Origin of the sequence: Sphingomonas aquatilis (assembly GCF_014196115.1) — a bacterium.
Classification (GTDB): domain Bacteria; phylum Pseudomonadota; class Alphaproteobacteria; order Sphingomonadales; family Sphingomonadaceae; genus Sphingomonas; species Sphingomonas aquatilis.
Map to the genome: position 1 here is coordinate 583552 of NZ_JACIDB010000001.1, position 17884 is coordinate 601435.

Consider the following 17884-nt stretch of genomic DNA (forward strand, 5'->3'; position numbering starts at 1 on the left):
CGCCACCGGCGGCCGGCGGCGATCCGGCCGCCCATTATTTTCAACGGGAGTGAATACGATGTTTACCGAAGAGATGGTCCATACGGCCTTGCAGACGTGGTGCGACAATGTCGTGGCGGTCGGCAAGGCGCATGCCGAAGGTGGCGATCCGCGCGCGGTGGCGGAACGGGTGCTGAGCGACAATTACGACTATGACCATGGCAAGGTGCTGTTCAAGCCGACGCTGACCTTCGGCACCCAGACCTACCGCCCGACAAAGGAGGGCGCGCTGGCCTATTTCACGGGCGGGAGCGAGGCCTTTCCCGACGACAAGGGGTTCAAGCTGAAGCCCTGGGTCAAGGTGTGGTACAGCAAGGAAGATTTCATCCTGCACGGCGATCTGGCGATCGTGCAGTGCAACGTGCATTTCATCGGCCAGGACGACAGCCACATCTTCGTGAATAAGAGCTTCGTGTTCAAGGCGTGCGAGGATGGCAAGGTGCGCATCGTCCTGCACCAATCGTCGCTGCCCTATCAGCCCTGATCGTTCGGAACGGCAGCGTTGCCCGCAGCGCTGCCGTGCCTTCGATGACGCACGTCAGGCGATGCGATGCGTCGCGGGCCGTCGAAGCAGCAGCGCGGCGCCGAGCAGCAGGGCGGCCTCCACTCCCAGACCCGACAGGTCGACGGGACGCATGAGCAGGTAGAAGAGGGCGACCCCGAGGAGAGTGCCGCCCACGGCCTGACGCGCACGGATCGACCCGGCCGCCGCCCCGAATTGTCGGGACAGCCCCGCGGCGAGCAGCAGGGTGAGCGTCAGGGCAAGCCATAGCCAGATGAGGGTGTCGCCGAAGGTCGGCAGCGCGAGGGACGCGGCGGCGGTGAGCGCCAGCGCGACGGGCTGGCCCCAAGCGACCGCCGTCCACAGCCGCTCCCACAGCGGCACGGCGCGACCGCGGTCGCGGCGGCGCGCGAGCCAGATCGTCACGCCGCTCGACGTGACGAGGCAGAGGGCCAGACCCAACAGACCGTAGAGCAGCCGCACCGGCAAGCCGCCGAACCAGCCGAAGTGGAGCTGGCCGATCCCGCCCAGCAGCGTCACGCCGGCGGGCAGATCGGCGGGATGGCGGTCCGTCACCATCCGGCCGCGCGCGTCGAACATCGTCGTGTCCTGTGGCACGAGCAGGCGGTCGCGGCGCGAGGTGATGGCGATGCGCGCATCGGCGCGGCCCGCGCGTTCGATCATCAGTTGCTGCGGGGCGGCGCCGTCGCTGCGGCGGCGGGCGTCCAGCAACAAGGGCGCGAGGGCGGGCAGCGGCTGGGCGGCGGCGTTTGCGGCGGGCGGTGGCTCGACGAAGAAGCCGTACACGCGCGCGGTGTCGCCGCCGTAGAGCAGCATCGCAAGCACGCCGACGATCAGCGTGGTCAGCCCCAGGATCGCCCCCGTCAGCGCGATGGTGACGTGGAACGGCAGCGCCCAGGTGCCGAGGCGGTTGTGCAGATCCGCCTCCTGTAAGCGCCGTGCGCCGCCGCGCCGCAGGCTGAAGGCGTCCTTGAAGACGCGCGGATGCGCGAGGATGCCCGAGATCAGGACGGACAGCAGCGCGACGCCGGTCAGCCCGACGAGCATCGCGCCCCATGTCCGCGGCAGGTGGAGCGCGATGTGGAGATCGATCAGAAATTCGCTGAACGGCGTGTGCTGTTCGGTCAGCGTGCCGTCGCGGGCGATCGCCCAGTCGTGGTGCTCGGCTGGCGTATAGGCGAGGATGCGGGCGCCGTCCTGGGCGGGGGAGGGCAGCGTCAGATAGAGCGTCGCCTGTGCCGGGCCGCCGGCCTGCGCGGCCCTGACCGCGCGATCGAGCGCGCCGGGGGCGAACTGGTTCGCCACGGGTGCGCCGGGCGCTTCCCACCGTGCGATGTCCCCGGCGAAGACGGCGAGCGTGCCGGTGAGGCAGACGAGATAGATGAGGGCGGCGAAGGCGAGGCCGAGGATGCCATGCCCGTTGAGCACGGCGCGCACCGTGCCCGGCGCCAGCGGCCAGCCGCGCGGCGCGTCCGTCTTGGCGGCCTTGGTCATACCGGTCCCTGCAAGGCAGCGAGCGCGAAGCCGGTCAGCGTCGTGGTGACGATCATGGCGAGCGACCGCATCAGACGGGGGTCGGCGAGCGTCCAGATCATCGCCAGCGCCCAGACGATGGGGATGGTGAGCCCGCCGATGAGGACACGGGTGGGCGGCGCGCCGGGCACCCAGGCGGCGGCGCAATAGGCGATGGCCACGGCGGCGGCCAGCCCGAGCGGCCCGGCCAGGATCGTCTTCAGCACGCCGCGCCACGCCCTGGACGGTTCGTCGGGCTCGGTCGGCGGGGTGGTGGCGCGGGCAGCGCGTGTGGCCTTTACGGTCCGGCCCCGGATGAGGACGATCAGCGCACCGATGCCGACCGCGACGACGGCGAGCGCGCCGCCCCGGATCCAGCCGATCCAGGCGGCGTCGGCCAGGATCGTGCCGCCGATCACCGCCCAGCCCGCCGCGATGAGGTCGGGGCGCTCGCGCTGGCGCTCGGCCCAGGCGCGGCGCAGCAGCGTCGCACCGGCGATGCCGCCTGCGATGGCGAGGAGTGCGGGCAGCGCGATCATGCCGGCTGTCCCATCGGGGCTCGGCCGGACGGCCCGTCAGCCGGACGCGGCGTCAGGCCGTGCGGGACGGTGCGGGCAGGCGCATATACGGTCGGTGTCATCGGTCCCCCTTCCGGACGACGACCTAGTGCGAGCCGTAATGCGAATCAATATCAAATAGGCGGTTGTTGTGGAGGCTGGTCGAAACGCGCTCGGGGCCGGTCAGGTGCGTGCGGCGCCGCGTGCCAGAAAGTCGCGCACCGCGTGCCATGCCGTCTCGCGCACCGCCTCCGGCGTGTCGTCGGCGTCGATGATCGCATGCCGATCGGGCGCCGTGGCGGCCTGTGCCAGGAACGAGGCGCGGATGCGCTGGTGGAAGGGGAGGGCGAGGCTTTCGAAGCGGCCTTCGTCGATCGCCTCGTCCGACAGGCGCTTGCGGCTGCGGGTGAGGCCGATCGCCGGGTCGAGGTCGAGGACCACAGTCAGGTCGGGCCACAGGTCGTCGAGCATCGTCGCGTGGAGGCCGCGGATCAGCGCTTCGTCCATGCCGCGGCCCGCGCCCTGATAGGCGAGCGTCGAGCCGGCGTAGCGGTCCGAGACGACGATCCGGCCGGCGGCAACGCCGGGGCGGATGACGTGCGCGGCGTGCTGGACGCGCGCGGCGGTCATCAGCAGCAGTTCGGCGCGGGGTTCCCATGCCGCGTCGTCACCGGCGAGCAGCAGGCCGCGCAAGGCTTCGCCCTGCGGGGTGCCGCCGGGTTCGCGGGTGGCGACGACGTCATGCCCCGCGGCCTGCAACGCGGCGACGAGCGCGCGGACGACGCCGCTCTTGCCCGACCCATCGACGCCCTCGACCGCGATGAACGCGCCGCGCGGGGTCATGATTCCCGGCGCCAGATCTGCGATTTGCAGATGAAGCCGCCGATCAGGCAGCCCTTCACGTTCAGCGTATCGGCGTCGATCATCGTGACGGTCGACCCGAAGGCGCGGCCCATGTCGGGGACGTAGATCTGCCCCGCCCAGCGGCCCTTGCCGTTGTTGCGATAGCCCCGCAGCAGCGCGGTGCCGATCAGCGGCGGATAGCCCTTGTTCGCGACGTCGGCCTTCGCCTTGTCCGACGCGCGGATGACCCAGCCGCACAGGTTCGGGCCGCACCGCCCGGTGCGCACCGCGACGGTGTTCTTGGGATTGTGCCAATTGCCGATGATCGGCGCATGCGGGTCCGCCGGCAGCGTGGCGGACTGGAGCGCGAGCGGCAGAGCGGCGAGGAACGAGAGGAGGGACACGTCGATCAGATGGTTGGCGAGGGTCAGCCGCGCAACTGTTCGTGGTGGCGTATCACCTCGTCGATGATGAAGCGCAGGAATTTCTCGCTGAATTCGGGATCGAGTTCGGCGTCTTCGGCGAGGCGGCGCAAGCGGGCGATCTGGCGTTCCTCGCGGCCCGGATCGGCGGCGGGCAGGCCGCTGGTCGCCTTGTGCCGGCCGACCGCCTGCGTCACCTTGAACCGCTCGGCGAGCAGATGGACGAGCGCGGCATCGATATTGTCGATGCTCTTGCGATAGCCTTGCAGCACGTCGTCGCTCACCGGTCGCCCCCTTCGATGGTCAAGTCCGACCCCCATGAGCGTTGTTGCGGGCGCGAGCAAGACTTGCGTTCGGGGGCGCCAGCGGCCACAGCGCGTGGCGAGATGACCGCCACCATCCACCGCCTCGATCGTCCCGAACCGTCGCTGGAGCCGATGCTCCAACTGGTCGCGGCCGACATGAACGCCGTCAACGCGGTGATCCTGGATCGCATGCAGTCGCAGATCCCGCTGATCCCCGAGCTCGCCGGGCATCTGATCGCGGGCGGCGGCAAAAGGATGCGGCCGATGCTGACGCTCGCGAGCGCGCGGCTGATCGGCTATACCGGCACACGCCACCACCGGCTGGCGGCATCGGTGGAGTTCATCCACACCGCGACGCTGCTGCACGACGATGTGGTCGACGGGTCGGACATGCGGCGCGGCAAGCGCGCGGCGAATTTGATCTGGGGCAACCCGGCGAGCGTGCTGGTCGGCGACTTTCTGTTCAGCCGCAGCTTCGAACTGATGGTCGAGGACGGCAGCCTGAAGGTGCTGAAGATCCTGTCCAACGCCAGCGCCGTCATCGCGGAGGGCGAGGTCAACCAGCTGACCGCGGCGCGGCGGATCGACCTGGGCGAGGACCGTTACCTCGACATCATCAACGCCAAGACCGCGGCGCTGTTCGCCGCCGCCTGCCGGATCGCGGCGGTGGTGGCGGAGCGGAGCGAGGCGGACGAGCTGGCGCTGGATGCGTACGGCCGATACCTGGGCATCGCGTTCCAGCTGGTCGACGATGCGATCGACTACGTGTCGGACGCGGGCACGATGGGCAAGGACGCGGGCGACGACTTCCGCGAGGGCAAGATGACGCTGCCCGTCATCCTGGCCTATGCGCGCGGCGACGAGACCGACCGCAAGTTCTGGAAGGACGCGGTCGAGGGACGGCGCGCGTCGGACGAGGATTTCGCGCATGCGATCGACTTGGTGCGCAAGACGCGCGCGGTCGACGACACGCTGGCGCGGGCGCGGCATTACGGCCAGCGCGCGATCGATGCGATCGGGCATTTCCCGAACGGGAAGGCGAAGGACGCGATGATCGAGGCGGTCGAATTCGCGGTGGCCCGCGCGTACTGACGGGCGCAGGCGCGGCCACGCCCGCGCCGATGCGAAGCAGAGCGAGCAGCGCCCGGCACGGCCGGCGGGGCGGCGCCAGCCGAACCCGTCCGACGTCAGGCCGGCGGCTTTGCCGTCGGCAGATCGGATGCGCAACATGGACAAGATGAACACCTTGGCCGAAACGATGTTGGGCTATCGTTTCGGAATGGGCGGTGATTCAGGCTGAGACAGAATGCTGTCAGGGCGGGATTGCCTTGTTTTGTCAGTGGCTTGCGAGGGGTGTCGTCCAACACCGTGCCTCTCACGTCCTTCCCGCGCAGGCGGGAATCCGTAACCGCTACCGCTCCGATGGAGTCGACAGGCTAGCCAGTCTGGATCCCCGCCTTCGCGGGGATGACGGACGTGGGTGGGGCTGAGCGGGGCTCAACAGCTCGCGCAATCACCGCCCGTTTCGATCTGCAGCGTCGTATGGCCGATGCCGAAGCGGTCGTGGAGCATCGCGCGCGCGTCCACGAGGAAGGCGTCGCCCGGATAGCGCCCGGACATGACGAGGTGCGCGGTGAGCACGGGTTCTGTGGTCGACATCGGCCAGATGTGGAGGTCGTGGACGCGCGAGACGCCGGGCAGCGCGGCGAGCGCGGCGGTGACCGCATCATAGTCGATGTGGCGGGGCACGGCGGAAAGGCTCATTTCGACCGTCTCGCGCAGCAGGCCCCAGGTCTGCCAGAAGATCAGCGCGGCGATAACGAGGCTGACGATCGGATCGATCCAGCCGAGGCCGGTCGCCCAGATCGCGAGGCCGGCGAGGACGACGCCCGCCGAGACGACCGCGTCGCTGAGCATGTGGAGATAGGCGCCGCGGACATTGATGTCGTGCTTGCGCCCGCGCGCGAACAGCCAGGCGGTGAAGGCGTTGACGGCGATGCCGATGCCCGCGACGGTCGATACGGTGAGGCCGGCGAGCACCGGCGGGTCGCCGATCCGCTGCACCGCCTCCAGCACGATCGCGCCCAGTGCGACGAGCAGCAGCAACGCATTGGCGAGCGCGGCGAGGATCGTCGAGCCTTTGAGGCCATAAGTGAAGCGCTTGGAGGGCGCACTGCGGGCGAGCGCGGCGCCGCCCCAGGCGACGGCGAGGCCGAGCACGTCGGACAGGTTGTGGCCCGCGTCGGCGAGCAACGCGACCGATCCCGTCCACAGGCCGGCGCCGCCTTCGGCCAGGACGTAGGCGATGTTGAGCGCGATGCCGATCGCGAAGGCGCGGTCGAACGACGCGGGGGCGTGGGAATGGCCGTGGCCGCCGTGGCTGTGTTTGCTGTGGTCGTGCGCGTGGCCGTGGTGGTGATGGGCGCCCAATGATCTCGTCCGGGTGATTGTGGGGTGGTCGTATCACTGCGGCGGTGCGTGATACTAGCGCATCGATGGTGACGTGCTCGTCGCGTGGGGTGGAGCGCGGGGTTTCGGTATTCGGGTCGCCTCGCAGAAGAAGCGGGACGCCCGGTTGAGCCCAGGGTGACGGGGTGTGTGGCAGTCGGGGTAGCTCCTCCGCTCCGTCACCCCGGACTTGGTCCGGGGTCTACCGGGCCGCGGGGGGAAGCTGGAGCCTCTGGCCGTCCCCCTCGCCGCGGAGTGGACCCCGGAACGAGTCCGGGGTGACGGGGGTGTTTGGGGCGTGGCTCGCGCTCCCAATCGTTTGGGGGATTTGGGTGGTGGGCCTTTCCCTCGTCACCCCGGCCGAAGAGCCGGGGTCCCGCTTTTTTTTCCAGCGACCGCGGAAGAAGCGGGACCCCGGGTCGAGCCCGGGGTGACGGGGTGTGGCTTCGGCAGGGTGCCTCCTCCACTCCGTCATCCCGGACTTGGTCCGGGTCCACCGGGCCGCGAGGGGAAGCTGGAGCCTCTAGCCGTCCCCCTCGCCGCGGAGTGGACCCCGGGTCGAGCCCGGGGTGACGAGGGGGGGGGGGTGGCGCCCCCCTCAGGATTTGCCGAAGAGGCCGCCGAGCATGCCGCCCAGATTGCCGAGCGCGCCGTTGCCTTCGCCGCCGAGCAGGCCGCCGATGTTGGCGAGGGCGCCTTCGCCGCCGAGGTGGGCGAGGATCTGGTGCAGGACATCGGGGGACAGGCCGGTCGAATCGGCGGCGCCGGCCACCGTATCGCCGGGTTCGGCGTGCGCGGCACTTAACGCGGCGATCGCCTGGGCGACCTGTTCGGGGGAGAGGCCGATCTTTTCGGCGAGGTTGGTGAGAATCGGAGTGTCGCCCATCTGGCCAAGGATGCCGTCCAACAGACCCATCATATGTCTCCTGCGCGCGTCGGTTCGCGCGGGCTGGGAGCATAGCAGGCGGTGACGGTCGCGTCGCGGGGCGATCCGTGGCAAGAAGCCGCGCATCGTGACCGACCTGCCGATTTTCGCCGTCCTGCCCGACCTGCTCGCCGCGTTGCGGACCGGGAGCAACGCCGTGCTCGTCGCGCCGCCGGGGGCGGGCAAGACGACCGCGGTAGCCCCGGCGCTGCTGGGCGAGGCCTGGTGTACGGGCGAGGTGCTGCTGCTGTCGCCGCGGCGACTGGCGGCGCGCGCGGCGGCGGAGCGGATGGCGGCGCTGGCGGGGGAAAGCCCGGGCGGCACCTATGGCTATGCGACGCGGATGGACAGCAAGCGCTCCGCAGCGACGCGGGTGACGGTGGTGACGGAGGGGATTCTCGTCGCGCGTATCCAGGCCGATCCGGAGCTGACCGGTGTGTCGGCGGTGCTGTTCGACGAGGTGCATGAGCGCAGCCTGGATGGCGATTTCGGTCTGGCGCTGGCGCTGGAGGCGCAGGGCGCGCTGAGGCCCGATCTGCGGCTGGTCGCGATGTCGGCGACGCTGGACGGGGCGCGCTTTTCGCGCCTGCTGGGCGCCACGGAGCAGGGGGCGCCCGTGATCGAGAGCGAGGGGCGCAGCTATCCGCTCGCTCTGCGCTATCTGGGGCGCAGCGGCGACGGCCGGATCGAGGATGCGATGGCGAGCGCGATCCGGCAGGCGCTTCGCGAGGCGGAGGGTGGCGTGCTCGCGTTTCTGCCTGGCGTCGCCGAGATCGAGCGGACGGCGGAGCGGCTGGAGGGGCTGCCGGAGACGATCCGCGTGCATCACCTGCATGGCAGCATGGAGCCGGCGGCGCAGCGCGCGGCGATCCGCCCCGAGCCCGATGGCGCGCGCAAGCTGGTGCTGGCGACGGGGATCGCCGAGACCAGCCTGACGCTGGACGGCATCCGCATCGTCGTCGATTCGGGGCTGGCGCGGCGGCCGCGCTACGACCGGGCGGCGGGGATGACGCGGCTGGTGACCGAACGCGCGAGCCAGGCGGCGGTGACGCAGCGCGCCGGGCGTGCGGCGCGGCAGGGGCCGGGCGTCGCCTATCGCCTGTGGGAAGAGGCGGCGACGGGTGGCCTGCCGCGATTCGACCCGCCGGAGATCGTGGAAGCGGATCTGTCGGGTCTGGTGCTGGCGAGTGCGATCTGGGGCGTCGGCGATCCGCGCGACCTCGCGTGGCTCGATCCGCCGCCCGCCGCGGCGGTGGCGGAGGCGCGCGAGCGGCTGGCGGCGATCGACGCGGTCGATGGCGACGGGCGGCCGACCGCGCACGGGCGGCGCGTCGCGGCGATGCCTATGCCGCCGCGCCTCGCGCATATGCTGCTGCGCGCGGGGGCGATGGGGCAGGGCGCGCTGGCCGCCGAGGTGGCGGTGCTATTGTCCGAGCGCGGGCTGGGCGGCAACGATCCCGACCTCGACGTGCGGCTGCGGCGCTGGCGCAGCGATCGGGGGACGAAGGCGACCGCGGCGCGGCGGCTGGCGGAGCGGTGGACGGCGCTGGCGGGCAAGCCGGTGGGCGAGCCGCTGCGCATCGATGGCGCGGGCGTGGAGGTGGCGATCGCGCTCGCCTTCCCCGACCGGATCGCGAAGGCGCGGGATGCCAGCGGCGAATTATGGGCGTCGGCGGGCGGGCGCGGCTTCCGGCTCGACCCGACGCTGCCGCTGGCGCGGCATGCGTGGCTGGCGGTCGCGGAGACGCAGGGGGCGGCATCGGGCGCGCGCATCCTGGCGGCGGCGCCGATCGCGCTGGCGACGATCGAGCGCCTGTTCGCCGACCGGATCGAGACGCGGCGGACGGTGACGTTCGATGCGGCGAGCGGTGGCGTGGTGACGCTGCGCGAGCGGCGGCTGGGCGCACTACGGCTGTCGTCGGGGCCGGATGCGGGGGCGGAGCCGGACGCGATCGCCGCGGCCTTGCTGGAGGGCGTGCGGACGCATGGGCTGGCGCTGCTGCCGTGGAGCGCGGGGGCGGCGGCGCTGCGGGCGCGGGCGGACTATGCGGGCGTGCCGCTGGAAGACATGCTGGTCGAGCGGCTCGACGAATGGCTGCCGGCGTTGCTCGTGGGGCGGCGGCGGCTCGACGCGATTCCGGCGGGGGCGCTGACCGACGCGGTGCGGACGCTGATCGGTTGGGATGCGATGCGGCAGATCGATCGGCTGGCGCCTGCCGACTTCACCAGCCCCGCAGGGAGCACGCACGCGATCGACTATGCGGCGGAGGGCGGGCCGAAGGTGGAGCTGCGCGTGCAGGCGCTGTTCGGGCTGGGCGAGCATCCCTGTATCGGGTCGGGGCGCGTGCCGCTGGTGCTCAGCCTGACCTCGCCCGCCGGGCGGCCGATCCAGACGACGCGCGATCTGCCGGGCTTCTGGGCGGGCAGCTGGAGCGCGGTCGCGAAGGAGATGCGCGGGCGCTATCCCAAACATCCCTGGCCCGACGATCCCGCCGCGGCGACCGCGACGTTGCGGACGAAAATGGCGGATGCACGGGGCGGCGGGACGCGCTAAAGGGGCGTCTATGCCTACCGCCCGCATCTTCCAGCGCCCCAAGAACGCCATGCAATCGGGCAAGGCCCGCACGCACACCTGGGCCCTCGAGTTCGAACCGGCCGAGCCGAAGCAGCCCGATCCGCTGACCGGCTGGGCGGGCAGCGGCGATACGCGCGAACAGGTGCGGCTGAGCTTCCCGTCGGCCGAGGCGGCGATCGCCTATTGCGAGGCGCAGGGCTTCGATTACGAGCTGATCCCGGCGCCGGAGCGCAAGCTGAAGCTGCAGGCGTACGCGGATAATTTCCGGTAAGGGCGGGGCTCTTACCGACGCCGTCATTCCCGCGGAGGCGGGAATCCATAACCTCTGACGTTGCGACTTGAGCCGGGGCGGTAGCGTTTCTGGATTCCCGCCTTCGCGGGAATGACGATTGGGGGTGTGGGCGTGTGCCGGTCCCCCATCATGCGTCGCCCCAGTGGAGGCTGGGAGGATCGATGCGCGCGCTCGCGAGCGTTTCATACCCGTTCGCCCTGAGCCTGTCGAAGGGCTCTCAGCGCCCCATCATTTCCGCGACGATGCCGCTGCCGAGCAGCAGCAGCATCTTGGCGTCGATCGCGACGCCGGCGCGACGTTTCTCTGCGACGAAGCCTTCGACGCCCGATAGCGGCACGCGGTGGACGGTGATGTTCTCGTCGGCGTCGCCACCGCCGTCGCCGGTGCGGGTGAGGCCGGTCGCCAGCACGAGCGTGAAGCTTTCCGATGTCATGCCGGGCGAGGAGAAATACTCGCCGCGCTCCTCGACGAATTGGGCGTGATAGCCGGTTTCTTCCTCCAGCTCGCGGCGGGCGGCCGAGGCGATGCTTTCGCCCGCGCTTTCGTCGCCGACCAGGCCGGCGGGGAGTTCCAGGCAGGGGCGGCCCAAAGGCACGCGATATTGCTCGACGAGCAGCAACTGACCGTCGGCATCGATCGCGACGATCACCGCGGCGCCGATGCCGCCGTTGCGCTCGGCATATTCCCAGGTGCCCGCCTTGCGGACCGACAGGTATTTGCCCTGCCACATCGTATCGGTCGTCATAGCTGAATCAGGCGGTCCGGCAGTTCGTTGGTGTCGTCGGCGCGCGGCGGGAAGTGTTCGGTGAGGACGATGCCGATCTGGCGGATCGCCTCTGCCATGCCGTCGCCGGGGCGTCCGTCACGCGTCGCGGTGATGAGCGCGGCCATCGCGGCGCCCCAGACTTCGGGCGCGACGCGGGAGTGGATCGCGGCATCGGCGATCAGCTCGGCGCGATGTTCGTCGAGCGAGAGGTACAGCAGCACGCCGGTCGCATCGCGGGTGCGGGCCTCGGCGCTGGCGCGGAACAGCATCAGCGCACGCGTCCGGACGCGGCGGGCGGCGGTGCCCTTGGGCGTCAGCGCGAGGCGGAGCGGCATCCAGGCGAGCGCGACGCGGACGATCAGGAAGGTCGCGGCGAGCAATACCAGCGCGACGGTGAACAATCCGCCGGGCGCGGGCGCGCCGTCCCACGGATCGGCGACGAGGCCGTGGAGCGTCACCGCGATCCCCGGCCAGAGCGCGAGCAGCGCGGGGACGAGCAGCATCGCCAGCACCGCCCAATGCAGCGCGACGTCGTGATATTTGTCGGATCGGTGCGCGACGATCGTGACGATCTCGCCCGAGGTGGTGCGCTCGGCTTCTGCCACGGCTTCGGCGACGCGCGCGGCATCGGTGGGGGTCAGGCGCATGTCACCAATCCCCCGAGGCGCCGCCGCCCCCGAAATCGCCGCCGCCGCCGCCGGTGAAGCCACCACCACCCCAGCTGCCGTCGCTGCCGCCCGACGCTCCGCCGCCGCCCCAGCCGCCGCCACGATCGCCGGAGGAGCGGCCGATCTCGTTCGCGATTCCCCACAGCACGATGGGCAGCGCGCTACCGCCGCCATCGTCATAGCGTCGGCCCCACGGCCCGGCGCTGCGCCGGCGACCGATGATCAGCGGCACGAGGACGAACAACAGGATGACCGCCCAGATGATCAGGCCGAACGGTACGCCGCCACCACCGCTGCGGCGTTCGGCGGAGCGCTGGTGGATCTGGTCGAACTGCTTCGCCGCCGCATCGAGCCGCGCCTGCTGTTCTTCGGGTGAGGCACGCAGCTGTTTGTCGAGCGCATCGACGCCGGCGGTGATGCCGCCCGACATGTCACCCGCCTTGAAACGGGGAATGACGTCCTGATTGATGATGACGCTGGACAAAGCGTCGGTGATGAACGGCTCCAGCCCGCGGCCGACTTCGATGCGGACCTTGCGCTGGTTGGGCGCGACGATGAGGATCGCGCCGTTGTTGACGTCACGCAGGCCCACGCCCCAGCTGCGGCCGAGCTTGTAGCCGTAATCCTCGATCGTATCGCCCCGCAGATCGGGGATCGTCGCGACGACCAGCTGGCGCTTGGTGTCCTTCTGCAACGCCTCCAGCTTCTGCGTCAGTGCGGCCTTCGTGTCCGGCGGCAGCACGTTGGCGGCGTCGACGACGAGGCCGGTGAACTTGGGGAAGGTCTGCGCGGTCGCGGGCGCGAGCATCAGGCTCGCGGCGAGCAGCAGCAACGCCGCCCGCCACACGATCGCCGCCCGCTCAAAGAGGCGCATCGCCGTCAGCTCGCATTCCCGAAGTTGACGGTCGGGGCCTGATCCGCCCCCGGCGTCGTCGCGGCGAAGGGGGTCAGCGGCTTGGCGCCGTAGAAGATCTTCGCGCCGACCGCGTCGGGGAAGGTGCGGATCTTGGTGTTATACGCCTGCACCGCATTGTTGTAATCGCTGCGCGCGATGGTGATGCGGTTTTCGGTGCCTTCCAGCTGGCTCATCAGCGTGGTGTAGTTGCTCTGGCTCTTCAGCTCGGGGTACGCCTCCTGCAAGCGCTGGAGCGACAAAGTAACGGCGCCCTGCGCGCGTTCGAACGCCTGCATCTTGGCGGGATCGGTCAGCTGGTCACCCGACAGCTTCACCTGGTTGGCGCCGGCGCGGGCCTGCGTCACCTGCACCAGAATGTCCTTTTCCTGCGCGCCCGCGGCCTTCACCGTCGCGACGAGGTTGGGGATCAGGTCGGCGCGGCGCTGATACTGGTTCTGGACGTCGGCCCAGCGCGCCTTGGCATTTTCCTCGGCCGTCGGCACGGAATTGATCCCGCATCCGGCGAGCGACAGGCTCGCGGTGGCAGCCAGCGCGAAGGCGGCAACGGGACGAAGCGACGACATGAACATTCTCCTGAGAGCGTATCTGTCCTATCCATATAGGACAGCGTGCGGGCTTGGCGAAGGGGTAATCGCAGCCTAGGCTTTCACCCGACGCCTGAACAACGGGGAGGACGCGAACATGTTCAAGGAATTCAGGACCTTCATTGCGCGGGGCAATGTGCTGGACCTTGCCGTGGCGGTCATCATCGGCGCGGCATTCGGCAAGATCGTGACGTCGCTGACCGAAGACATCATCATGCCGGTGGTGGGCAAGATCTTCGGCGGCTTGGATTTTTCGAGCTATTTCATTCGGTTGGGCGCAATCCCCGCGACCTATACCGGATCGCCGACGGATTATGCCGCGCTGAAGAAGGCGGGCGTGCCGCTGCTGGGCTATGGCGAGTTCGTGACGCAGGCGGCAAACTTCCTGATCCTCGCCTTCATCATTTTCCTGCTGGTGCGCAGCGTCAACCGCGTGATCGCCAAGCCCGAGGCGCCCGCCGCCCCGGCGCCCGAGCCGGCCGATGTCGCGCTGCTGCGTGAGATTCGCGACGAGCTGAAGGCGCGGCCGCGGGTGTGATGGATCCTCCCTCGCTTTAGCGGGGGAGGGGGACCGTTCGCGTAGCGAATGGTGGAGGGGGCGTTGCCGCGAGCGCGACGGGAGCCGTTGACCTCCCCCTCCGTCAGCTTCGCTGCCACCTCCCCCTGGCGGGGGAGGAATGGGGGCATGCCGTGACGCGCTGGTCGGCGACCCAGCCGTACTGGGCCTTGCCACCATCGTCACCCCGGACTTGATCCGGGGTCCCGCTATCGGCGCGAAGAAGAAGAAGCGGGATCCCGGCTCGAGGCCGGGATGACGGGAATGGGGTGTCCTTACGCCGCGACGAGTTGGTCGGCGGTGGCGTCGGCGAGGCTGGTGCCGTCGAGGATGCGGGCGGTTTCGTCGCGGACGCGCATCATCGCGTGGCGGATCGCGCAATCGGCCTCGCTCTTGCAGTCCTTGCACGGACGGTAGGCGGTGCGGCTGACGCAGGGGACGAGCGCGAGCGGCCCTTCGATCACGCGGATCACGTCGCCCAGCGAAATGAGGTGCGCGGGCCGCGCGAGGACGTAGCCGCCCATCTTGCCGCGCGTGCTCTGGATGAAGCCGGCATCGCGCAGATCGGCCAGGATTAGTTCCAGGAACTTGCGCGGCACATTGGCGGCGACGGCGATCTTGCCCATCGGGATCGGCGGGCTGGCGGCGGGTGCTTCGGCGAGAAACAGCATCGCGCGCAACGCGTAACGGGAACGCTGGGTCAACATGATGGCGCCGCTATGGCCGGATATTGTGGCTAACGAAAGGCGTGGATTGCAGGGACGTGACGCTGCCCCTATATCGACCGGGCCGGCTTCCAGCCGGCTATGGCGATAAACGGTGGCGTTAAATAGGCGCAGCGGACCCGGGGGCAGTACCCGGCGGCTCCACCACCGACGCTGAGCCGCTCGGCGGCACGCTTCATGCGTGCTGGCGATTGGCACAGCGTCGATGACGGGGCCGAACTAGGATCGACGTGTGTTGAAAAGCGCTGTCTTTCGCTCGGAATGGGACCACCGCAACGGCCCATTACACAAGTGCCAACGATAACGAAGCACTCGCGATTGCGGCGTAACTGAGGGCCTCACGGCCTAAGGTTACTCCAAAATAGCGCGGTTGGACCCCACCGGGCAACAGAAGGGGATTCCAGCGGTACGGGGAGCACCGGGCAACAGAAGCTCCCCACTGTCCATATCGATGGTCGTACGAAACGCAGCGTTCCCGCTGCGGGCGTTGTCGCTGCGCGGCGTTGCCGCCATCTTGCGCGGGAAGGAGCCTTTCGCATGACCGCCCGCACGCTTGCCGCCATCCACCCTGCCCATCGCGACGATATCGGTGATCTGGTTACGCGGCGGCCGGTGCCGGGGCCGGGGCTGGAGCAGGTCGATCCGTTCCTGTTCCTCAACCATCACGGCCCGCAGACGTATCGCCCGGGCAACAACGGCCTGCCGTTCGGGCCGCATCCGCATCGCGGATTCGAGACGGTGACGTTCATCCTCGACGGCAGCCTGGCGCATCACGACACCGGCGGCCATGCCAGCATCATCGAAGCGGGCGGCGTGCAGTGGATGACGGCGGGATCGGGGCTGATCCATGCCGAAATCTCGCCGCCCGCGTTCAAGCGTGACGGCGGACCGATGGAGATCCTGCAATTGTGGGTGAACCTGCCTGGCCGGCTGAAGATGACAGCGCCGGCCTATACCGGCTTGCAGGCCGATGCGATCCCCGTGGTGCCGCTGCCGGACGATGCGGGCAGCGTCGCATTGGTGTCGGGGCGGTTCGTCGACGTGGAGGGGCCGATCCGGTCGCTGACCGGCGTGATGCTGTCGATCGTGCGGCTGCGTGGCGGTGCGGCGGTGACGCTGCCGGCGCCAAAGGGACGGTCAGTGTTTCTGTATATCGTTGCCGGCACCGTGGCGATCGGCGGGCGGAGCGTGCCGCACTGGCATCTGGCGACGGTGCGCGACGACGGCGATTCGGTGGAACTGACCGCGAGCGACGATGCCGTGCTGCTGTACGGCCATGCCGATCCGATCGGCGAGCCGGTGGTGGCGCATGGGCCGTTCGTGATGAACACGCGCGACGAAATCGGCCAGGCGATCCGCGATTATCAGGCGGGGCTGTTCAACGGCACGGGGCCGCTGCCGGCGGTGTGATCATCGATGTGGGAAGTGGTGCCCGGGGACGGATTCGAACCGCCGACACTGCGATTTTCAGTCGCATGCTCTACCAACTGAGCTACCCGGGCAGGGCCGTCACGCGAAGGCTTCGCGTTCGGAAGTGGCGCCTCTAATGGTCCCCGCCGGTGCTGTCCAGCCCCTCATGCGCATCATTTTGCACCGGGATGCGATATCCTTCGCCCAGCCATTGCAGCAGGTCGCGATCGCGGCAGCCGCGCGAGCAGAAGGGCGTGTGAAGCGGATCGACGGCTTTGTCGCAGATCGGGCAGGTCGTGGCGGTCATAGGCTGTCGAACAGATGGGTGACGCCGGTGCGGCGTGCAAGCTCGGCCAGCCAGTCGGGGCGGCTGACGAGGCGGGCGTGGACGGGGGCGGGCAGGCGGTGATGCAGCGGGCTGCCGGGGGGCTCGCGCTCCAGCCGGCGCAGCAGCGCCCGGGTCGCGGCGCCGACCGGATCGGTGCGGAGCAATTCGGGCAGCGAGGCGCGGGGGCGGGGGCGGACGATCTGCAAGAAACCGAAGCCGTTGACCGCGGTGCGCTCGAACGGCGGCACCAGCGCGGCGTCGAGCGCTTCGGCGACCGCCTGTCGCGCGGCCTTGCCCTCCAGCGTCGGAAAGTCGATGCCGATCGAGCCGCCGATGCCGTGGCGGCGTATCGCTGCGGCGACCGCCGTCGCTGCGGCGACGGCGAGCGGTTCGAGCGGGGGCGGACCGTCGACGTCGAACAGCGTCATCGCCGGGGTGGGCGACAGGCGCAGCGCGCCGAGCGGGAAGGCGATCGCGCCGTCCATCGCTTCTTCGAGCAGTTCGGACCAGCCGGCCGATTCCAGCGCGTCGGGTTCGTGGGGGCGGAGCGTGCGGATGGGATGGCCGGTGGCGTGGAGGCGGGCGAGCAGGTCCGGGCCGTCGGCGGGCGTAGCGTCGGTCGCCACGGCGCGGGGCGGCTTGGGTCGGCCGGGTTCGGGAATGGCTTCGCGGACGATCTCCACGGTCAGGGTCGCGCCCTTGGTCAGCCCTTTGGGGATGCGGGGCAGGACCGCGTCCTCGCCGGCGATCGACAGGCGGCCCATGCCGCCGGCGGTCAGCTCGACCAGCTGGGCCCTGGCGATGGCGCCGAGGCGGAGCGTGTTCGGCAGTTCGATCGCGGCTTCGACGATGCGGTCGTCCTCGATCAGCGCGGCGCGGGCTTCGCCGATGCCGGCTTCATAGACCCATTCAGGCAAGGGGGAGCCCGGCGGCGCGGAGGAGGGCGCGGGTTTCGGTGAGCGGCAGGCCGATGACGCCCGAATGGCTGCCGTGGAGGAAGCGGACGAAGGCTTCGGCGCGGCCCTGGATGGCGTAACCACCAGCTTTTCCAAGGCCTTCGCCGCACGCGACATAGGCGTCGATTTCGGCGGGGGAGAGCGGGCGGAAGGCGACGATCGTGTCGGACAGGCGCGTGCGCTGCGTGCCGTCGGGGCCGATCACGCAGATCGCCGACAGCGCATGGTGGCGGCGGCCCGACAGGCGGAGCAGCAGGTCGCGCTGGATCGCCTCGGTCTCGGCGGGCGGTAGGATCATGCGGCCGAGCGCGATGGTGGTGTCCCCGGCGATGACCGTCTCATCCGGCGCGCGCTGCACCGCCAGCGCCTTTTCGACGGCGAGGCGCTGCGCATAGACGCGGGGCAGTTCGCGGGGGCGCGGGGTTTCGTCGATCGCGGGCGCGGCGATGCGATCGGGCACGACGCCGAGACGCGCCAGCAGATCGCGCCGGCGCGGCGAGGAAGAGGCGAGAACCAGTGGCATAAGGTCGGGCG

General features: G+C 70.1%; 21 protein-coding genes, 1 tRNA gene and 1 other RNA gene. 7 read left to right on the plus strand and 16 right to left on the minus strand.

Going from position 1 to position 17884, the window contains the following annotated elements; all coding sequences use genetic code 11:
* The first annotated feature begins 58 nt into the window (after positions 1 to 58).
* Complete coding sequence (locus tag GGR47_RS02660) at positions 59 to 523, plus strand: hypothetical protein (RefSeq protein WP_020486387.1); 465 nt, start codon at positions 59 to 61, stop codon at positions 521 to 523.
* Between the two features lie 54 nt (positions 524 to 577).
* Here GGR47_RS02660 and GGR47_RS02665 read toward each other — a convergent pair whose 3' ends face one another.
* From GGR47_RS02665 to GGR47_RS02685, 5 genes are all read right to left on the minus strand, one after another.
* Positions 578 to 2056 carry a PepSY-associated TM helix domain-containing protein gene (locus GGR47_RS02665; protein WP_147034791.1) on the minus strand — a complete coding sequence of 493 codons (1479 nt, stop codon included), beginning with the start codon at positions 2054 to 2056 and terminating at the stop codon, positions 578 to 580.
* The gene (locus tag GGR47_RS02670; protein ID WP_017977789.1) at positions 2053 to 2613 is read right to left on the minus strand and encodes a hypothetical protein; all 561 of its coding nucleotides are present in this window, start codon (positions 2611 to 2613) and stop codon (positions 2053 to 2055) included. The genes GGR47_RS02665 and GGR47_RS02670 overlap by 4 nt, the downstream gene beginning before the upstream one ends.
* A 201-nt stretch (positions 2614 to 2814) precedes the next feature.
* Entirely contained in the window at positions 2815 to 3474 is a 660-nt protein-coding gene (gene tmk, locus GGR47_RS02675; protein WP_147034790.1) for a dTMP kinase, read from the minus strand.
* Positions 3471 to 3878 (minus strand): DUF2147 domain-containing protein, encoded by a 408-nt coding sequence (locus tag GGR47_RS02680; RefSeq protein WP_043060427.1) that lies wholly within the window; start codon positions 3876 to 3878, stop codon positions 3471 to 3473. The genes tmk and GGR47_RS02680 overlap by 4 nt, the downstream gene beginning before the upstream one ends.
* Before the next feature lie 23 nt (positions 3879 to 3901).
* Positions 3902 to 4216: a chorismate mutase gene (locus GGR47_RS02685; protein WP_043060426.1), complete on the minus strand. Its 315-nt coding sequence runs from the start codon at positions 4214 to 4216 to the stop codon at positions 3902 to 3904.
* A gap of 66 nt (positions 4217 to 4282) precedes the next feature.
* Between GGR47_RS02685 and GGR47_RS02690 the strand changes: the two genes are divergently transcribed.
* Positions 4283 to 5293 (plus strand): polyprenyl synthetase family protein, encoded by a 1011-nt coding sequence (locus tag GGR47_RS02690; protein WP_043060425.1) that lies wholly within the window; start codon positions 4283 to 4285, stop codon positions 5291 to 5293.
* A gap of 405 nt (positions 5294 to 5698) precedes the next feature.
* Here GGR47_RS02690 and GGR47_RS02695 read toward each other — a convergent pair whose 3' ends face one another.
* Positions 5699 to 6631, minus strand: coding sequence for a cation diffusion facilitator family transporter (locus GGR47_RS02695; RefSeq protein ID WP_147034789.1), 933 nt, complete (start codon positions 6629 to 6631; stop codon positions 5699 to 5701).
* A gap of 616 nt (positions 6632 to 7247) precedes the next feature.
* Complete coding sequence (locus GGR47_RS02700; protein WP_018250495.1) at positions 7248 to 7568, minus strand: hypothetical protein; 321 nt, start codon at positions 7566 to 7568, stop codon at positions 7248 to 7250.
* Between the two features lie 94 nt (positions 7569 to 7662).
* Between GGR47_RS02700 and hrpB the strand changes: the two genes are divergently transcribed.
* Both hrpB and GGR47_RS02710 read left to right on the plus strand, forming a co-directional pair.
* The gene (hrpB, locus tag GGR47_RS02705) at positions 7663 to 10128 is read left to right on the plus strand and encodes an ATP-dependent helicase HrpB (RefSeq protein ID WP_183949422.1); all 2466 of its coding nucleotides are present in this window, start codon (positions 7663 to 7665) and stop codon (positions 10126 to 10128) included.
* Between the two features lie 10 nt (positions 10129 to 10138).
* Positions 10139 to 10420: an ETC complex I subunit gene (locus tag GGR47_RS02710; protein ID WP_017977797.1), complete on the plus strand. Its 282-nt coding sequence runs from the start codon at positions 10139 to 10141 to the stop codon at positions 10418 to 10420.
* A 238-nt stretch (positions 10421 to 10658) separates the two neighbouring features.
* Here GGR47_RS02710 and GGR47_RS02715 read toward each other — a convergent pair whose 3' ends face one another.
* The 4 genes from GGR47_RS02715 to GGR47_RS02730 are packed head-to-tail and all read right to left on the minus strand — an operon-like array spanning position 10659 to position 13360.
* Entirely contained in the window at positions 10659 to 11186 is a 528-nt protein-coding gene (locus GGR47_RS02715) for an NUDIX hydrolase (RefSeq protein WP_147037367.1), read from the minus strand.
* A complete protein-coding gene (locus tag GGR47_RS02720; protein WP_147037368.1) occupies positions 11183 to 11854 on the minus strand; it encodes a TPM domain-containing protein in 672 nt (223 codons plus the stop codon). The genes GGR47_RS02715 and GGR47_RS02720 overlap by 4 nt, the downstream gene beginning before the upstream one ends.
* Position 11855: 1 nt before the next feature.
* Positions 11856 to 12749 (minus strand): TPM domain-containing protein, encoded by an 894-nt coding sequence (locus tag GGR47_RS02725; RefSeq protein WP_147037369.1) that lies wholly within the window; start codon positions 12747 to 12749, stop codon positions 11856 to 11858.
* A gap of 5 nt (positions 12750 to 12754) precedes the next feature.
* Positions 12755 to 13360, minus strand: a complete 606-nt coding sequence (locus GGR47_RS02730; protein ID WP_147037370.1) for a LemA family protein — start codon at positions 13358 to 13360, stop codon at positions 12755 to 12757.
* Between the two features lie 112 nt (positions 13361 to 13472).
* Between GGR47_RS02730 and mscL the strand changes: the two genes are divergently transcribed.
* Positions 13473 to 13913, plus strand: coding sequence for a large conductance mechanosensitive channel protein MscL (gene mscL / locus GGR47_RS02735; protein WP_043060420.1), 441 nt, complete (start codon positions 13473 to 13475; stop codon positions 13911 to 13913).
* Positions 13914 to 14206: 293 nt separating this feature from the next.
* Here the strand turns inward: mscL and GGR47_RS02740 are convergent, their stop codons facing one another.
* The gene (locus tag GGR47_RS02740; RefSeq protein WP_024310459.1) at positions 14207 to 14638 is read right to left on the minus strand and encodes an RrF2 family transcriptional regulator; all 432 of its coding nucleotides are present in this window, start codon (positions 14636 to 14638) and stop codon (positions 14207 to 14209) included.
* A gap of 42 nt (positions 14639 to 14680) precedes the next feature.
* Here GGR47_RS02740 and ssrA point away from each other — a divergent pair.
* Together ssrA and GGR47_RS02750 are read left to right on the plus strand one after the other, a co-directional pair.
* Positions 14681 to 15059: a transfer-messenger RNA gene (ssrA, locus tag GGR47_RS02745) on the plus strand.
* Positions 15060 to 15193: 134 nt separating this feature from the next.
* Positions 15194 to 16066 carry a pirin family protein gene (locus GGR47_RS02750; RefSeq protein WP_147036986.1) on the plus strand — a complete coding sequence of 291 codons (873 nt, stop codon included), beginning with the start codon at positions 15194 to 15196 and terminating at the stop codon, positions 16064 to 16066.
* A 16-nt stretch (positions 16067 to 16082) separates the two neighbouring features.
* Here GGR47_RS02750 and GGR47_RS02755 read toward each other — a convergent pair.
* The 4 genes from GGR47_RS02755 to GGR47_RS02770 form a co-directional block, all read right to left on the minus strand.
* Positions 16083 to 16158 (minus strand) — tRNA-Phe (locus GGR47_RS02755).
* Positions 16159 to 16199: 41 nt separating this feature from the next.
* Positions 16200 to 16373, minus strand: a complete 174-nt coding sequence (locus GGR47_RS02760; protein WP_017977805.1) for a DNA gyrase inhibitor YacG — start codon at positions 16371 to 16373, stop codon at positions 16200 to 16202.
* The gene (locus GGR47_RS02765) at positions 16370 to 17311 is read right to left on the minus strand and encodes a ribonuclease (RefSeq protein ID WP_147036985.1); all 942 of its coding nucleotides are present in this window, start codon (positions 17309 to 17311) and stop codon (positions 16370 to 16372) included. Before GGR47_RS02765 ends, GGR47_RS02760 begins: the two co-directional genes overlap by 4 nt.
* Positions 17304 to 17873 (minus strand): Maf family protein, encoded by a 570-nt coding sequence (locus GGR47_RS02770; protein WP_147036987.1) that lies wholly within the window; start codon positions 17871 to 17873, stop codon positions 17304 to 17306. Before GGR47_RS02770 ends, GGR47_RS02765 begins: the two co-directional genes overlap by 8 nt.
* Between the last annotated feature and the right edge of the window lie 11 nt (positions 17874 to 17884).

Coding starts and splice junctions, on each gene's coding strand:
- GGR47_RS02660 (WP_020486387.1), top strand. CDS start 59: ATGTTTACCGAAGAGATGGTCCATACGGCCTTGCAGACGTGGTGCGAC.
- GGR47_RS02665 (WP_147034791.1), bottom strand. CDS start 2,056: ATGACCAAGGCCGCCAAGACGGACGCGCCGCGCGGCTGGCCGCTGGCG.
- GGR47_RS02670 (WP_017977789.1), bottom strand. CDS start 2,613: ATGATCGCGCTGCCCGCACTCCTCGCCATCGCAGGCGGCATCGCCGGT.
- tmk (WP_147034790.1), bottom strand. CDS start 3,474: ATGACCCCGCGCGGCGCGTTCATCGCGGTCGAGGGCGTCGATGGGTCG.
- GGR47_RS02685 (WP_043060426.1), bottom strand. CDS start 4,216: ATGGGGGTCGGACTTGACCATCGAAGGGGGCGACCGGTGAGCGACGAC.
- GGR47_RS02690 (WP_043060425.1), top strand. CDS start 4,283: ATGACCGCCACCATCCACCGCCTCGATCGTCCCGAACCGTCGCTGGAG.
- GGR47_RS02700 (WP_018250495.1), bottom strand. CDS start 7,568: ATGATGGGTCTGTTGGACGGCATCCTTGGCCAGATGGGCGACACTCCG.
- GGR47_RS02710 (WP_017977797.1), top strand. CDS start 10,139: ATGCCTACCGCCCGCATCTTCCAGCGCCCCAAGAACGCCATGCAATCG.
- GGR47_RS02715 (WP_147037367.1), bottom strand. CDS start 11,186: ATGACGACCGATACGATGTGGCAGGGCAAATACCTGTCGGTCCGCAAG.
- GGR47_RS02720 (WP_147037368.1), bottom strand. CDS start 11,854: ATGCGCCTGACCCCCACCGATGCCGCGCGCGTCGCCGAAGCCGTGGCA.
- GGR47_RS02725 (WP_147037369.1), bottom strand. CDS start 12,749: ATGCGCCTCTTTGAGCGGGCGGCGATCGTGTGGCGGGCGGCGTTGCTG.
- GGR47_RS02730 (WP_147037370.1), bottom strand. CDS start 13,360: ATGTTCATGTCGTCGCTTCGTCCCGTTGCCGCCTTCGCGCTGGCTGCC.
- mscL (WP_043060420.1), top strand. CDS start 13,473: ATGTTCAAGGAATTCAGGACCTTCATTGCGCGGGGCAATGTGCTGGAC.
- GGR47_RS02740 (WP_024310459.1), bottom strand. CDS start 14,638: ATGTTGACCCAGCGTTCCCGTTACGCGTTGCGCGCGATGCTGTTTCTC.
- GGR47_RS02750 (WP_147036986.1), top strand. CDS start 15,194: ATGACCGCCCGCACGCTTGCCGCCATCCACCCTGCCCATCGCGACGAT.
- GGR47_RS02760 (WP_017977805.1), bottom strand. CDS start 16,373: ATGACCGCCACGACCTGCCCGATCTGCGACAAAGCCGTCGATCCGCTT.
- GGR47_RS02770 (WP_147036987.1), bottom strand. CDS start 17,873: ATGCCACTGGTTCTCGCCTCTTCCTCGCCGCGCCGGCGCGATCTGCTG.